14 protein-coding genes and 1 pseudogene are annotated in these 15,214 nt (G+C 75.4%); 3 read left to right on the top strand and 12 right to left on the bottom strand.

What is annotated here, in order from left to right; translation table 11 throughout:
• Positions 1-682: pseudogene (locus tag ACI8AC_RS21980) on the bottom strand (hypothetical protein); the annotation flags it as partial.
• 244 nt (positions 683-926) lie between these two features.
• Here ACI8AC_RS21980 and ACI8AC_RS21975 point away from each other — a divergent pair.
• The 3 genes from ACI8AC_RS21975 (at position 927) to ACI8AC_RS21965 (ending at position 4,340) form a co-directional block, all read left to right on the top strand.
• Positions 927-2,309: an ABC transporter substrate-binding protein gene (locus ACI8AC_RS21975; protein ID WP_456899975.1), complete on the top strand. Its 1,383-nt coding sequence runs from the start codon at positions 927-929 to the stop codon at positions 2,307-2,309.
• 121 nt (positions 2,310-2,430) lie between these two features.
• Positions 2,431-3,420: a carbohydrate ABC transporter permease gene (locus ACI8AC_RS21970; protein WP_456899974.1), complete on the top strand. Its 990-nt coding sequence runs from the start codon at positions 2,431-2,433 to the stop codon at positions 3,418-3,420.
• Positions 3,417-4,340, top strand: a complete 924-nt coding sequence (locus ACI8AC_RS21965; RefSeq protein ID WP_456899973.1) for a carbohydrate ABC transporter permease — start codon at positions 3,417-3,419, stop codon at positions 4,338-4,340. The genes ACI8AC_RS21970 and ACI8AC_RS21965 overlap by 4 nt, the downstream gene beginning before the upstream one ends.
• 96 nt (positions 4,341-4,436) lie before the next feature.
• Here the strand turns inward: ACI8AC_RS21965 and ACI8AC_RS21960 are convergent, their stop codons facing one another.
• The 11 genes from ACI8AC_RS21960 to ftsW all read right to left on the bottom strand — a co-directional run bounded on the left by ACI8AC_RS21960 (position 4,437) and on the right by ftsW (position 15,176).
• Positions 4,437-5,147 (bottom strand): DivIVA domain-containing protein, encoded by a 711-nt coding sequence (locus ACI8AC_RS21960; RefSeq protein WP_456899972.1) that lies wholly within the window; start codon positions 5,145-5,147, stop codon positions 4,437-4,439.
• A gap of 100 nt (positions 5,148-5,247) precedes the next feature.
• Positions 5,248-5,544, bottom strand: a complete 297-nt coding sequence (locus ACI8AC_RS21955; RefSeq protein WP_117376271.1) for a YggT family protein — start codon at positions 5,542-5,544, stop codon at positions 5,248-5,250.
• Positions 5,545-5,592: 48 nt separating this feature from the next.
• Positions 5,593-6,414, bottom strand: a complete 822-nt coding sequence (locus ACI8AC_RS21950; RefSeq protein WP_456899971.1) for a cell division protein SepF — start codon at positions 6,412-6,414, stop codon at positions 5,593-5,595.
• A gap of 31 nt (positions 6,415-6,445) precedes the next feature.
• A complete protein-coding gene (locus ACI8AC_RS21945; RefSeq protein WP_456899970.1) occupies positions 6,446-7,201 on the bottom strand; it encodes a YggS family pyridoxal phosphate-dependent enzyme in 756 nt (251 codons plus the stop codon).
• Positions 7,202-7,256: 55 nt separating this feature from the next.
• A complete protein-coding gene (gene pgeF / locus ACI8AC_RS21940; protein ID WP_456899969.1) occupies positions 7,257-7,988 on the bottom strand; it encodes a peptidoglycan editing factor PgeF in 732 nt (243 codons plus the stop codon).
• 144 nt (positions 7,989-8,132) lie between these two features.
• Positions 8,133-9,407 (bottom strand): cell division protein FtsZ, encoded by a 1,275-nt coding sequence (ftsZ, locus tag ACI8AC_RS21935; RefSeq protein ID WP_456899968.1) that lies wholly within the window; start codon positions 9,405-9,407, stop codon positions 8,133-8,135.
• A gap of 352 nt (positions 9,408-9,759) precedes the next feature.
• Positions 9,760-10,344 (bottom strand): peroxidase-related enzyme, encoded by a 585-nt coding sequence (locus ACI8AC_RS21930; RefSeq protein ID WP_456899967.1) that lies wholly within the window; start codon positions 10,342-10,344, stop codon positions 9,760-9,762.
• A gap of 21 nt (positions 10,345-10,365) precedes the next feature.
• Positions 10,366-11,145 (bottom strand): cell division protein FtsQ/DivIB, encoded by a 780-nt coding sequence (locus ACI8AC_RS21925; protein ID WP_456899966.1) that lies wholly within the window; start codon positions 11,143-11,145, stop codon positions 10,366-10,368.
• Complete coding sequence (murC, locus tag ACI8AC_RS21920; protein ID WP_456899965.1) at positions 11,142-12,587, bottom strand: UDP-N-acetylmuramate--L-alanine ligase; 1,446 nt, start codon at positions 12,585-12,587, stop codon at positions 11,142-11,144. The genes ACI8AC_RS21925 and murC overlap by 4 nt, the downstream gene beginning before the upstream one ends.
• A complete protein-coding gene (gene murG / locus ACI8AC_RS21915) occupies positions 12,577-13,674 on the bottom strand; it encodes an undecaprenyldiphospho-muramoylpentapeptide beta-N-acetylglucosaminyltransferase (RefSeq protein WP_456899964.1) in 1,098 nt (365 codons plus the stop codon). Before murG ends, murC begins: the two co-directional genes overlap by 11 nt.
• Positions 13,671-15,176 (bottom strand): putative lipid II flippase FtsW, encoded by a 1,506-nt coding sequence (gene ftsW / locus ACI8AC_RS21910; protein ID WP_456899963.1) that lies wholly within the window; start codon positions 15,174-15,176, stop codon positions 13,671-13,673. The genes murG and ftsW overlap by 4 nt, the downstream gene beginning before the upstream one ends.
• Positions 15,177-15,214: the final 38 nt, after the last annotated feature.

The raw sequence follows: 15,214 nt of genomic DNA, 5'->3' as shown, positions 1-15,214 counted from the left end.
CCGGACGCCGCGGGCGCGTCGCCCCGCCCCCGCCCCCCCCCCCCCCCCCGCCCCCCCCCCCCCCCCCCCCCCCCCCCCCCCCCCCCCCCCCCCCCCCCCCCCCGCGGCGGCTGCGCGCGGCCAGCGAGGAGACCGGCCGGCACACGGCGCAGGGGGTGAGCCCCTCGGTGCGCGCGTCGGCCAGGGCCCGGCCCTCGGAGGGCCGCCCGTCCACGTGGGGGCACCCCGCCAGGTGGTAGCGCGGCTCCCCCGGCACCACGAGGACCTCCTCGCGGCTGTCCATGACCGCCAGCAGGTCGGTGAACTCGGCGTCCTCCTCCGCCGGTACCGGCGCGGCCGTCGCCGGCCGGGCCGGCGGGGACGATCCGGCCGGCGGGTGCAGCTCGGCCTGCGGGGCCGGCCCGGCCGCGCGACCGGGCGGCGGGGGCGGCGGGCGGTCGGCCGGCCGCATCCGCCGCGGCACGTCCGGCTCCGCGGCCCCGGTCGGCTGCACCGGGCCGGTGCCGACGGCGGCGTCCCGGTCGGCCTCCCGGGCGGAGCGGCGACCGACGAGCACGAGCAGGACGCCGGCGAGCACGGCCGCGGCCGCGGCGGACCAGAAGAGCACGGCGGTGCCGGTCACCAGCCCCGCGACGAACAGCCCGAGACCGGCCAGGACGAGGACGACGGCGGCCGGGAACACCCGGCGACTCTAGCCCCGTCACCCGTTCGGGGCCGGTCGCGGCCGGCGGCGCGCCCGGGTCTCCCCCGACCGGGTGGGGCACGGCCGGATGACGGGCGTGCTTCATAACGGTTGCGTCGCGGGTCACCCGTGGAGCCGCCGCACCCGGTTATCGTCCGGCCACCCTGGCGGTCAGCGCGGACCCGCGTGGCCGCCGTCTGCGCACTTCCTGCGCACGCACCACGAAACGGGAGGACGAATGACCATGCGCGCGAGAGGCCGGCGCACGGCTGCCCTGGCCGGTGGCCTGGGCGTCGTGCTGGCGCTGGCCGGCTGCGCCGACACCGCCGACAGCGGTGACGGCGCCACGACCGGCGGCGGCACCGCGAACGCCTCCGAGCTGGAGATCGACTGCGCGCCCTACGAGGAGTTCGGCGACCTGGAGGGCGAGACGGTCAGCGTCTACACCTCCATCGTCGACCCGGAGGACCAGCCGCACATCGACTCCTACGTGCCGTTCGAGGAGTGCACGGGCGTCGACGTGCAGTACGAGGGGTCCCGCGAGTTCGAGGCACAGCTCGTCGTCCGCACGCAGAGCGGCAACGCGCCCGACATCGCCTTCATCCCGCAGCCGGGCCTGCTGGCCAACCTCGTCCGCTCCGGCGACGTCGTCCCGGCCCCGGCGCAGGTCGAGGCCAACGTCGACGAGTACTGGGACGAGAGCTGGAAGGAGTACGGCTCGGTCGACGGCGAGTTCTACGCCGCACCGCTCGGCGCCAACGCCAAGTCCTTCGTCTGGTACTCGCCGGCGGCCTTCGAGGAGGCCGGCTACGAGATCCCGCAGACCTGGGACGAGATGATCGCCCTCTCCGACGAGATCGCGGCCACCGGCGCCAAGCCGTGGTGCGCCGGCATCGGCTCCGGTGACGCCACCGGCTGGCCCGCGACCGACTGGCTCGAGGACGTCGTCCTGCGCACCGCCGGCCCCGAGGTCTACGACCAGTGGGTCAACCACGAGATCCCGTTCAACGACCCGCAGATCGTCGAGGCGCTGAACACCGTCGGGGAGATCCTCAAGAACCCCGAGTACGTCAACGGCGGCCTCGGCGAGGTGCAGTCCATCGCGTCGACCGAGTTCGGTGACGCCGGCCTGCCCATCCTGGACGGCAGCTGCTTCATGCACCGGCAGGCGTCCTTCTACCAGGCCAACTGGCCGGAGGGCACCGAGGTCGCCGAGGACGGCGACGTCTTCGCCTTCCCGCTGCCGCCCATCGGCGACGCGGGCACCCCGCCGGTCCTCGGCGGTGGCGAGTTCACCGCGGCGTTCAACGACGACCCGGCCACCCAGGCGTTCCAGACCTACCTCTCCTCCCCGGAGTGGGCCAACATCAAGGCCCAGGTCTCCGGCCCGGGCTGGGTCAGCGCGAACACCGGCCTGGAGGTCGACAACCTCGTCTCGCCGATCGACCAGCTCTCCGCCGAGCTGTTCCAGGACCCCGAGGCGGTCTTCCGGTTCGACGGGTCGGACCTCATGCCCGGTGAGATCGGTGCCGGCGCGCTGTGGACCGAGCTGACCAACTGGATCGCCAACGACAAGTCCAGCGAGGCCGTCCTCACCGACGTCGAGAACGCCTGGCCGACGTCCTGACCGGGCGGGACCGCACCGGCCCTCGGCCGGTGCGGTCCCGGCCACCCCTCCGGAGCCGGGGGGACCGCGGCGCTGCCCCGGTCCCCCCGGCGTCCCGTTCCCCGAGAAGAGGTCTCCAGCGGTGCAGTGGTTCCTCGACGCGAACTCCACCGGGCACAAGTTCGCCCTGATGGCCTTCGCCATCCTGCTGTTCGCGGTGGTGATGGGCGCGATCCTCTTCGCGGTCGACCGCCCCAGGCGGGTCCCCACGTGGGTCGTGGCGGCCGGCTTCCTCGGCCCGACGCTCCTGCTGCTCCTGGTCGGCCTGGTGTACCCGGCCCTGGCCACGATCCGCGGGTCGTTCTACGACCGGGACGGGTCGGCGTTCGTCGGGTTCGACAACTACGCCACGGTCTTCACCGAGGACAACTTCCAGACCGTGCTGCGCAACACCGTCCTGTGGGTGGTGCTGGTCCCGCTGGTGACGACCGGGCTCGGCCTGGTCTACGCCTACCTGGTCGACCGCACCCGCTTCGAGTCGCTCGCCAAGGCCCTCGTGTTCCTGCCGATGGCCATCTCGATGGTCGGCGCCTCGGTCATCTGGAAGTTCGTCTACGAGTTCCGGCCCGACCAGCCCGGCGTGAACCAGATCGGCCTGCTCAACCAGCTGCTGGTCCTGGTCGGCCTGGAACCCCAGCAGTTCCTGCTCACCGCGCCGTCCAACACCTTCTACCTGATCGTCGTCATGGTCTGGATCCAGGCCGGCTTCGCCATGACCGTGCTCTCGGCGGCGATCAAGGCCATCCCCGACGACATCGTCGAGGCGGCCCGGCTCGACGGCGTGAGCGGGCTGCAGATGTTCCGCTACGTCACCGTGCCGAGCATCCGCCCGGCCCTGGTCGTCGTCCTCACCACGGTCGCCATCGTCACGCTCAAGGTCTTCGACGTCGTCCGGACCATGACCGGTGGCCAGTTCGGGACCAGCGTGGTGGCCAACGAGTTCTACGTGCAGGCCTTCCGGCAGTTCAACTTCGGCCTCGGCGCGGCGCTCGCGGTGCTGCTGTTCGTCCTCGTCGTCCCGATCATCGCCTACAACGTCCGCCAGCTGCGCCTGGCCGAGGAGATCCGATGACCACGACGACCCCCGTCGCCGCCCCGGTCCCCCCGCAGGAGCGCAAGCTCTCCCGGGCCGAGCGCCGGGCGGTGGCCGCCAAGACCAAGCTCAGCTCCCCGGCCGCCTCCGCGATCGCGATCGTCATCGCCGTCCTGTGGACGGTGCCGACCCTCGGCCTGTTCATCACCTCCTTCCGCACCGAGCGGGACATCCGCCGCTCGGGCTGGTGGACGGTGGTCACCGACCCGCTGTTCACGCTGCGGAACTACCAGGAGGTGCTGTTCGGCGGCGGGAACGACTTCGCGACGCTGTTCATCAACTCGCTGGTCATCACCCTGCCGGCGGTCGTCATCCCGATCACCCTGGCGCTGCTGGCCGCCTACGCGTTCGCCTGGATCAAGTTCCCCGGCCGCAACCTCCTGTTCGTCGCCGTCTTCGCCCTCCAGGTCGTGCCGATCCAGGTCACGCTCATCCCGCTGCTGACCCTCTACGTCGACACGGGCCTGGCCGGGTCCTTCTGGACGATCTGGCTGTCGCACTCGATCTTCGCGCTGCCCCTGGCGATCTTCCTGCTGCACAACTTCATGAAGGAGATCCCCGCCTCCCTGGTGGAGGCGGCGCGCATGGACGGCGCCGGGCACGTGAAGATCTTCTTCCAGGTGCTGCTGCCGCTGCTCACGCCGGCCATCGCCGCGTTCGGCGTGTTCCAGTTCCTGTGGGTGTGGAACGACCTGCTCGTGGCGCTGACCTTCGCCGGCGGCGCGCCGGACGTCGTCCCGCTCACCGTCCGGGTCGCGGAGCTCGCCGGGACCCGCGGGTCCGACTGGTACCTGCTCTCCGCGGGCGCCTTCGTGTCGATCGTGCTGCCGCTGGTGGTCTTCCTCGCCCTGCAGCGCTACTTCGTCCGCGGGCTGCTCGCCGGCAGCGTCAAGGGCTGAAGGACCCCGTCCTCCCCACCCCTCGCGAGCCCGGGGCCGGACGCGAGAGGGCCCCCGGACCGGACGGTCCGGGGGCCCTCTGGCGTGCTGGTGAGGTCAGGCGCCGGCGTGCGTGGCCTGGCGGCTGTTGGACGCGGGCTCGGCCGAGCCCCGGCTGTCGAGGTCGCGCAGGTGCGACTCGAGGTAGGACCGCAGCCGGGTGCGGTACTCGCGCTCGAAGGTGCGCAGCTCCTCGATCTTGCGCTCGAGGCTGCTGCGCTTCTCCTCCAGCGACCCCATCACCTCGCCGTGCCGGCGCTCGGCGTCCTGCTCGAGGGCGGCGGCCTTGGCGCGGGACTCCCGCTCCATCGTCTCGGCCCGGGTGCGCGCGTCGCCGACCATCGAGTCGGCCCGCATCTTGGCCTCGGAGACCAGCTGCTCGCTCTTGGCGCGGGCGTCGGCGACCATGCGCTCGCTGTTGGTCTTGGCCGTGGCGACCATCTGGTCGGCCTGGGCCTTGGCCTCGTTGACGTACTTGTCGGCGGTCTCGGTGGCCAGCGCCAGCATCCGCGAGGCGCGGGCGCTGTCGTCCTCGCGCGGGGCCGGCGGGGGCGGCGGCGCGGGAGCGGGCGTCGGCTCGGCCTCGGCCGGCCGGGTGCGGCCGGTGGCCGACCCCGACCGCAGCTCGTTGTTCTCCTCGATGAGCCGGGCCAGCTCGGCCTCGACGACGTCGAGGAAGGCGTCGACCTCGTCCTCGTCGTAGCCCCGCTTGCCGATCGGCGGCTTCTTGAAGACGACGTTGTGCACGTCGGCAGGCGTGAGTGGCATCGGGCTCACCTCGGGTCGGGCAGCGGGCACAGGGAGGTCCGCGACGGGGTGTGAGCCCCGGGCCGAGGACCGGTCCGGCCGGATCGTCCGCGTGTGTTGGTCACGCGGTGAGGGCCAGCTGGGTCGTGATGCTCCGCAGGATGTACACGGCGATCAGGAGCACCATAAACGCGAGGTCCAGCCGGATCGACCCCAGGTTCAAGGGGGGGATCACCTTGCGGATGGCCTTGAGGGGCGGGTCCGTGGTGGCGTAGACGACCTCCAGGCCGGCGGCGACGAGCCCGGAGGGCCGCCAGCTGCGGGCCAGGACCATCACCCAGTCCACCACGAATCGCGCGAACAGCAGCACGAGGAAGACGAGCAGGACCGACGACACGATCTGCCAGAAGAGAGCCACGGTCCTCGTTCGGTCAGGGCACCTCGCGTGCCGGCCAGTCGTCGGGCCTCAGGACTGGTTGAAGAAGCCGCCCTCGCGGATCCGCGCCTTGTCCTCGGCCGTCACGTCGACGTCCCTCGGGCTGAGGAGGAACACCTTGTTCGTGACGCGCTCGATACTACCGCGCAGGCCGAAGGAGAGGCCCGCAGCGAAGTCCACGAGCCGCTTCGCGTCGGCGTCGTCCATCTCGGTGAGGTTCATGATCACCGGCATGCCGTCGCGGAAGCTCTCCCCGATCTGGCGCGCCTCGTTGTACGTCCGCGGGTGGAGGGTGGTGATCCGGTAGGGCTTCGGAGCGGGGGCCGGGGCGGGCGCCGGCTCCGGCGCGGCGGCGACGGGGGCGACCGCCGGCTCGCGCACGGCGAGACCCGCGGCACCCACACCGGCACCGGCGCCGGGCGAGGACGCCGCGGCGGACGCCGTGGCCCCGGCGGGGGCCAGCCCGGCGGCGCGGAGGGGGCGCTCGGGACGGTCGGCGGAGGGGGCGAGGTCCAGCCGGCGGGCGGGGGCGGGACGGCGCGGCAGCGCGACGGGCTCGGGGTCCGGGGCGGGCGAGGGGTCGGCCTCGGCCTCGAAGTCGTGGTCGGCGTAGCCGGGGTCCCCGTAGTGGTCGTCCTTGTACGGGTCCTCGTACCGGTCGCCCTTGTAGGAGCCGTAGGCCTCGTCGTCGGCGTACCGGGCGTAGCGGCGCTCGTCCACGCCCCGCTCGTCCAGCCGGTCGTGCCGGTCGGCGTACTCGGCCTGGCGGGCGTCGTACCGGCCGTAGGCGCGGGCGTCGTCGTCCTCGACCAGACCGAGGTAGATGCCCATCTTCCGCATGGCTCCGGCCATCAGCCCTTCCCCTCCGGGTGCAGCGCGTCGGTCACCCGGACCGCTGGGACCCGTGTGACTGGTGTGACTCGTCTTCCGGCGAGGGTAGGGGCCGCTTCCCGAAGAGCGCGGTTCCGACACGCACGAGGGTGCTGCCCGCTGCCACCGCCGCCTCGAGGTCGGCGCTCATGCCCGCCGACACCTCCGTGGCCCCGGGGTGGTCGACGCGGACCCGCTCGGCCAGGGCGGCCAGCCGGGCGAACGCGGGTGCGGGGTCGGCGCCGCGCGGGGCGACCGCCATGAGGCCGCGCAGCCGCAGGCCGGGGTCGGCGGCGACGGCGTCGGCGAGGGCCGGCACGTCCGCGGGCGCCGCGCCGCCCCGGGCGGCCAGCTCGCCCTCCGGGCCGCCGAGGTCGACCTGCACGAGGACCTCGACCGGCCGGCCGGCGTCGGCTCCCGCGCGGCCCAGCGCGCGGGCCAGGGAGGCCCGGTCGACCGAGTGGACGACCGCTCCCAGCCGGGCGACGGCGGCGGCCTTGTTGCGCTGCAGCTGGCCGACGAAGTGCCAGCGCAGGTCGAGATCGTCCAGCTCGGCCGCCTTGGCGGTGAGCTCCTGGGCGCGGTTCTCGCCGAAGTCGGCCAGGCCCAGCGCGGCCAGCTCCCGGACGGCGGGAGCCGGCCAGGTCTTGCTGATCGCCACGAGGCCCACCGCGCCGGGGTCGCGCCCGGCCGCCCGGGCCGCGGCGTCGACCCGGGCCCGGACGGCGGCCAGTCGTCGGGCCGGAGTGCTCTGCACATCCGCGATCATGGCCCCCGCCCGCTCCTCGTGCAGGAGCCCACCCCGGACGGCCGCGCGGCTTCCCTCAGCCGAGCCAGGCCACCCCGGCCTGGCGCCCGGTCACGCCGTCGCGGCGGTGGGAGAACAGCCGCCGGTCCTCGACGGTGCAGCGCGGGTCGTGCACCACCTGGCCGACGCCGGCGGCCCCCAGCAGCTCGGCCACCCCGGCACGCAGGTCGAGGCCGGGCGTCCCCCGGCGGGTGCGCACGGCGGCGGAGGGGGCGACCCGCGCCACCTCGGCCTGCATCGCGCGGGGGACCTCGTAGCAGGCGCCGCACACGGCGGGGCCGAGCAGGGCGGTGACGTCGGCGGGGCGGCTGCCCAGCCGGCGCATCGCCGCGAGCGTCGCGGGGACCACGCCCGCGCGGACGCCCTCCCGGCCGGCGTGCACCGCGGCGACCACACCCGTGGTCGCGTCGGCCAGCAGCACCGGGACGCAGTCGGCGACCAGCACGCAGAGCACCAGGCCGGGCGCGCGGGTCACGACCGCGTCGGTCCCGGGCAGGACCTCCGTCACGGGGCCGTCGACCACCGCCACGCCGGTGCCGTGGACCTGCTCCATCCACACCAGCCGCTCCCCCGGCACACCGAGCTCGCCGGCGAGGCGGGCGCGGTTGGCGGCGACGTCGGCCGGGTCGTCACCGACGTGGTCGCCGAGGTTGAACGTGTCGTACGGCGCGGCGGAGCGGCCGCCCCGCCGGTCGGTGACGACCCTGCGGGGTCGCACCGCCGGCGAGGCGGCCGAGGACGCGGTCACCAGGCATCCCCGGCCCTGGTGACCGGCCGGGACGGCCACCCTTCAGGGGCCCGCGCCGAGCCTGCGAGGCGTGGGGGGAAGGGTGCGGCCCCTGTGCAGGGGCCCGCCGCGAGCGTGCGAGCGGTGGGGGGCACAGGGGCCCTTCTACTGGCGGAGGAACTCCGGGATGTCGAGCTCCTCCTCGAAGTCCTCGTTGGTCAGCGGGCGCCGCGCCCCGGCCTGCGCCCCGCCCTGCACCGGCGGCAGCGGCGGCACGGTGATCCCGCCGCCGGTGGCCGGCCGCGAGGGCGCCTGGGAGGTCGGCGGCGGGGTGCGCTGGGCCTGCGGCGCGGCCGGCGCCTGACCGACCAGCCGCTCGCCCGTCGGCGCGGGCCGGACCGACCCGACCGGCTGCGGCCCGCCGGGCAGCCGGGAGGGCGCCGGCGGCGCGGCCGGGACGGCGGCCGCCGGGGCGTCCTTGCGGCCGGCGGGCCGGCCGCCGTCGAAGCCGGCGGCGATGACGGTCACCCGCACCTCGTCACCGAGCGCGTCGTCGATGACCGCACCGAAGATGATGTTGGCGTCGGCGTGCGCGGCGTCGGAGACCAGCGAGGCGGCCTCGTTGATCTCGAACAGCCCGAGGTCCGACCCGCCGGAGATGGAGAGCAGCACGCCGTGCGCGCCCTCCATGGAGGCCTCCAGCAGCGGGCTGGCGATCGCCTGCTCGGCGGCGAGCAGGGCGCGGTTGTCACCGCGGGCGCTGCCGATGCCCATCAGCGCCGAGCCGGCCCCGGACATGACCGACTTGACGTCGGCGAAGTCCAGGTTGATCAGACCGGGCGTGGTGATCAGGTCGGTGATGCCCTGGACACCGGAGAGCAGCACCTGGTCGGCGGTGCGGAAGGCGTCCATCACGCTGACGTTGCGGTCACCGAGCTGCAGCAGCCGGTCGTTGGGGATGACGATGAGCGTGTCGCACTCGTTGCGCAGCTCCTCGATCCCCGACTCGGCCTGGACCGCCCGCCGCTTCCCCTCGAAGGAGAACGGGCGGGTGACCACGCCGATGGTCAGCGCGCCCAGCTTGCGGGCGATCGAGGCGACGACGGGCGCGCCGCCGGTGCCGGTGCCGCCGCCCTCCCCCGCTGTCACGAAGACCATGTCGGCGCCCTTGAGCACCTCCTCGATCTCCTCGCGGTGGTCCTCGGCGGCCTGCCGCCCGACGTCGGGCTGCGCGCCGGCGCCCAGCCCGCGGGTGAGCTCGCGGCCGACGTCGAGCTTGACGTCGGCGTCGCTCATCAGCAGCGCCTGGGCGTCGGTGTTGATGGCGATGAACTCGACCCCCTTCAGGCCGACTTCGATCATCCGGTTGACCGCGTTCACCCCGCCGCCGCCGATGCCGACGACCTTGATGACCGCGAGGTAGTTGTGCGGAGGTGTCATGTGGGGCTCCCGACCTCGACCCTCATCCTCAGGTAAAGCCTTATAGTTATGTCAACTGGGTCGACGCGGACGAAGTTAGGTGGGCCCGACAGGTGCGACAAACACCCGCAACGACCCGGCGTGTCGCTGTCGGCGGATCACAGGGCCCGCATGCGACCCGGAAGTCACGCTGGCATCACGATCGGTGACGACCCGCGGCAGGAACGTCTCGAGTCGAGGTCGACGGCGTCGACACGCCGCGACTTCGGAACCGGCGAAGTCGATGAGCCACCCGGGCGTGTCGCGCGGCCGCGCGTGTCGCCCGGCCGGAGCGGCCGGCGACGGAGCGCGGTCACCCCGTCGCCCCCGGTCGTCAACTGCGCGGGAGCCGGCCCATCAGGTAGAACTCCTCGTTCGGCGGGATGGCCGCCCAGTGCGCCAGCCGGTTGGACAGCGCGAACAGGGCCACGATCGCGCCGACGTCCCAGACGTCGTCCTCGGTGAGCCCGTGCCCGCGCAGCCGGTCGAGGTCGGCCGCGGTCACCGCGGCCGGATCGACGGCCAGCCGCACCGCCACGTCGAGCACCGCGTGCATCCGCGGCGGCAGCGGCGCCTTGCGCCAGTCGACGGCGACCTGGTCGGCGATGTGCGGGTCCCGGGCCCGGATCCGGGCGATCGCCCCGTGCGCCACCACGCAGTAGAGGCAGTCGTTGGCCGCGCTGGTCGCCACCACGACGAGCTCGCGGTCGGCCTTGGACAGGCCCGGCGTCTCCTTGTCCATGAGCGCGTCGTGCAGCGCGAAGAAGGCCGAGGCCTCGGCCGGGCGCCAGGCGAGGGCGGCGAAGATGTTCGGGAGGAAGCCGGAGCGCTCCTCGACGGCGGCGTAGCGCTCCTCCAGCTCGGGGGCGAGCTCGTCGGGCGCGGGGACGGGGAACCGGCTGGCGGGGGTGTCGGACACCCCGACAGCCTGCCCCCGCGCTCAGCGCAGGACCACCGCCGAGGGCGCGCTGACGTCGATCGTCCCGGCGGGGTCCAGCGCGCCGGCGGCCACCTGGTCCAGCAGCGCCACCAGCGCGGCGGCCTTGTCGCCGGCCCGCTCCGCGCCGCCCCACAGCACGGTGGTGCCGTCGGCGAGCTCGAGGGTCACGTCCTCCCCGGTGCGGGCCGAGGCCGCGGCGACCTCCTCGCGCAGCCCGCCCGGGAGGGCGACGAGCGCGGCGAGCGCGGCCCGGGTGGCCGGGTCGTCCGGCCCCGGCGTGCGGACGTCGAGATCCACCGCCCCGGCCGGCGCCGCGCCGGTGACCGTGCCGAAGAGCACGCCCCCGGCGTCGACGAGCGTCCGCGTGCCGGCCTGCTCGACGACGGCGACCGGTACGCGCTCGACCACGGTCACCACCACGCTGCGCGGCCACCCGCGGGTCACCTCGACCGAGGCCACCTGCGGCAGCCGGGAGACCCGCCGCTCGGCGGCGGCCACGTCGACCCGCAGCAGCGGGGTCCCCTGCGCGACGCCGGCCACCTCGACCACCTCGGCGGTGGCCAGCGTGGCGGCCCCGTCGACGCGGACCTCGTGCACCGCCAGCAGCGGGCTGGCCCACAGCAGCCAGGCCAGCGTGGCCAGCACGGCCACGCCGACACCGCCCCGGAGCCAGAACCGGCGGCGCCGGTCGGCGGGGGTCTCCCGACGGCGGGCCGGCCGGCGCCGGGCCGCGGCCGGGTCGTCGGCGCGGTCCCGGGTGGTCGTCCCGGCGCGGTTCACCGCTCGGGGTCCGCCGGCTCGGCCGACCGCCCGCGCAGCGCCTCGAGCACCTCGGGCCCGACCATGGACACGTTGCCGGCCCCCATGGTGATCACCAGGTCGCCCGGGCGGGCCCGCGCCGCCAGCGCCGGCGCTGCCGCCGACCACGACGGCTCGAAGCGGACCCGCTCGGCCGGCAGCGGCACCGCCTCGGCCACCATCGCGCCGGTCACCCCGGGCACGGGGTCCTCGCGGGCCCCGTAGACGTCCATCACCACGACCTCGTCGGCCAGGCCGAGCGCGGCGCCGAAGCCGGCCGCGAACTGCCGGGTGCGGCTGTACAGGTGCGGCTGGAAGGCCACCACCACGCGACCGGCGCCGGCGACCGCCCGGGCCGCCCGCAGCTGGGCCTCGACCTCGGTCGGGTGGTGGGCGTAGTCGTCGTAGACGCGGACCCCGCCGACGGTGCCCTTGAGCTCGAAGCGCCGGTGCACGCCGCCGAAGCGCCCGAGGCCGGCGACCAGACCGTCGGCGGGCAGCCCCAGCTCCAGCCCGGCCAGCAGCGCGGCGGCGCTGTTGCGCGCCATGTGCTCCCCCGGCACCCGGATCTGCACCCGGCCGAGCACCTGCCCGTCCAGGACGGCGGTCCACGCGGTGGCCTCGGGGCCGACCTCGACGTCGAGCATCCGCAGGTCGGCGTCCGGGGCGGTGCCGTAGGTGCGCACCCGCGCCGGGGTGGGGACGCCGGCCAGCCGCGCCGCCCCGGGGTCGTCGGTGCACACCACGACGAAGCCGGCCGGGTCGACGGTGCCCACGAACCGGTCGAAGGCCCGCTCGACGGCGGCCAGGTCGCCGTAGTTGTCCAGGTGGTCGGCCTCGACGTTGGTGACCACGGCGCCGAACGGCGACAGCAGCAGGAAGGAGCGGTCGCTCTCGTCGGCCTCGGCCACGAAGACGTCGCCCTCGCCGGCGTGGGCGTTGCTGCCGGACTCGTTGAGGTCGCCGCCGATGGCGAACGAGGGGTCGGCGCCGCAGGCCTGCACCGCGACGGTGAGCATCGAGGTGGTCGAGGTCTTGCCGTGCGTGCCGGCCACGGCCACGCTGCGCCGCCCGGCCATGACGGCGGCCAGCGCCACGGCCCGGGGCAGCACCCGCAGGCCCCGCTCCCGCGCCGCGGCGAGCTCGGGGTTGTCGTCCCGGATCGCGGTGGACACCACGACGGTGTCGGCCTCCCCCAGGTGCGCCGGGTCGTGACCGAGCTCCACCCGGGCGCCGAGGGCGCGCAGCGCCAGCAGCGTCGGGGTGTCGCGGCGGTCGCTGCCGGAGACGGTCACCCCCCGGGCCAGCAGGATCCGGGCGATGCCGCTCATCCCGGCCCCCCCGATGCCCACGAAGTGGACCGCGCCCAGCTCCCCGAGCGAGGGCACGGGGCCCGACCAGGCGGCGACGTCGTCAGCGCTCACGGACCACCTCGAGCACCATGTCGGCCAGGCGCTCGTCGGCGTCCGGCACCCCGGCCGCCGCGGCGTGCGCGGCGTACCCGGCCAGCGCGGCGGGGTCGGTGACCAGCGGGACCACGTTCTCCTCGATCCAGGACGGCGACAGGTCGGCGTCGTCCACCAGCAGGCCGCCCCCGGCGTCCACGACCGGGAGCGCGTTGCGCCGCTGCTCCCCGTTCCCGATCGGCAGCGGCACGAACGCCGCCGGCAGCCCGACCGCCGAGAGCTCGGCCACGGTGACCGCGCCCGCCCGGCAGAGTGCCAGGTCCGCCGCGGCGTAGGCGAGGTCCATGCGGTCGAGGTAGTCGACGACGACGTAGGGCGCGGTCCCGGCGGGCCGCGGGGGCACGGTGACGTCGGAGTTCTTGGGCCCGCGGGCGTGCAGCACCTGCACACCCGCGGCGGTGAGCGCGCCGGCGGCGCCGGTCGCGGCCCGGTTGAGCGAGGCGGCGCCCTGGGACCCGCCGAAGACCAGCAGCGTCGGCCGGTCGGCGTCCAGGCCGAACGCCGCCCGGGCCTCCGCCCGGGCGGCGGCCCGGTCCAGCCGGCTGATCGCCGTCCGCAGGGGCATGCCGACGTGCACGCCGCCGCGCAGCGGCGTGCCCGGGGAGGTCACCGCGACCCGGGCGGCCAGGCGCGCCCCGATCCGGTTGGCCAGCCCGGGCAGGGCGTTCTGCTCGTGCACCACGACCGGCACCCGCTCCCGGCGGGCGGCCAGGTAGGCCGGCAGGGCCACGTAGCCGCCGAAGCCCACCACCACGTCGGCGTCCAGCTCGCGCAGCAGGGCGCGGGTCTCGGCCACGGCGCGGCGCACGCGCCCGGGGACCCTCAGCAGGTCGGGGGTGGGCCGGCGCGGCAGCGGCACCGGCGGGATGAGCCGCAGGTCGTAGCCGCGGGCCGGCACCAGCCGGGTCTCCAGACCCCGGGCGGTGCCCAGGCAGGTCACCCGGGGCCCCGGCCGGCGGGTGAGCGCGTCGGCGAGGGCGAGCATCGGCTCGATGTGCCCCCCGGTCCCGCCGCCGGCCAGGACGACCGACGGTGCGCCGGTCACCGGGGCCGCCTCGGGGCCTCGGCACCGGACCGGGCCCGCGGCGGCGGCTGGCGGCGGGTGTCGCCGGTCCGGCCGCGGCCGTCGGCCCGGCGCTCGCGCGGCGCCGGGCCCCGCTCGCGGACCGCCCCGGGGGTGACCCGGGCGACGGTGCGGGCGCCACCGGGCACCACGGGACGGCGGGCCGGGCGGTCGTCGTCGCGGCCGGGACGCGCCTCGGGACGGCCGGTCGCGCGGCGGCGCGGGCGCACCGGCTCGACCGCCGCCGCGGGGACGGGCAGCAGCAGCCGCGCCAGCCGCCCGCGCGGGTGGGTGCGCTGGTGCTCCACGGCCGCGGGCTCGGCACGGGCGAACCGGATGAGCAGGCCGACGATGAACAGGGTGAGCACCAGCGAGGTGCCCCCGGCCGAGATGAGCGGGAGGGTCACGCCGGTGACCGGGAGCAGGCCGACCACGTAGCCCATGTTCATGGCCGCCTGGCCGATCAGCCACACGGTGATCGCCATGCTGGCCAGCTGCACGAACCGGTCGGCGCTGCGCCGGGCGATCCGGGTGCCGGCGTAGGCCAGCACGCCGTAGAGGACGATCACCACCAGGCAGCCGAGGAAGCCCAGCTCCTCCCCGATGATCGCGAAGATGTAGTCGCTCTCGGCCTCGGGCAGCAGGTTCCACTTCATCGCGCTGTTGCCCAGCCCCACGCCCCACAGGCCGCCGGTGGCCAGCGCGTAGAACCCGCGGATGGCCTGGAAGCCGCTGTCGGTGGGGTCGGCGAACGGGTCGAGGAACGAGGTGATCCGCGCCATCCGGTACGGGGCGACACGGATCATCACCGCGATCGCCAGCGCCCCGGCGAGGACGAACCAGCCGAAGTGGCGCAGCGGCAGCCCGCCGGCCCAGAGCAGCCCGACCAGCACCAGGCCGAGGGTGACCACCGCGCCGAAGTCGTTCTCCAGGAGGAACAGCCCCGCCATCACCGCGTAGACCGGCAGCAGCGGCACCAGCAGCGTCTTGACGGTCAGGAAGCGGTCCCGGAGCGCGAGGACGTGCGCGCCCCACAGCGCGAAGACGAGCTTGCCCAGCTCGGAGGGCTGGAAGTTGGTGAAGCCGAGGTCGATCCAGGCCCGGGAGCCGTTGTACTCGACGCCGATGCCGGGGACGAGCACGGCCAGGAGCAGCACGCCCACGCCGAGCAGGGCGATCGGCGCGGCGCGGCGCACCAGCCCGATCGGGAGCCGGACGGCGACCAGGAGGGCGACCAGCCCGATCAGGGCGAACACGAGCTGGTCGACGCCGGGCCGCCAGGCGGGCTGGTCGGCGAGGGCGGCCTTCATCGCCGAGGCCGAGAAGACCATGACCAGGCCGATCGCGAGCAGCAGCCCGGCGGCGCCCACCACGAGGTGGCAGCTCGACATCGGGCCGTCGAGCCAGGCCAGGCGGCGGCCCGGGCCCGCGGGGCGCGCGCCGCGGCCTCCCCCGGGGGCGCGATCGACTCCGGTGGACTGCATCGGTCCATCGTCGCCGCTCACGGCTGCCACGCCGGGCA

Source organism: Geodermatophilus sp. SYSU D00758, assembly GCF_054049955.1.
Note: the sequence above shows the minus strand (reverse complement) of the source record. Positions and strands in the feature narration are given on the sequence as shown.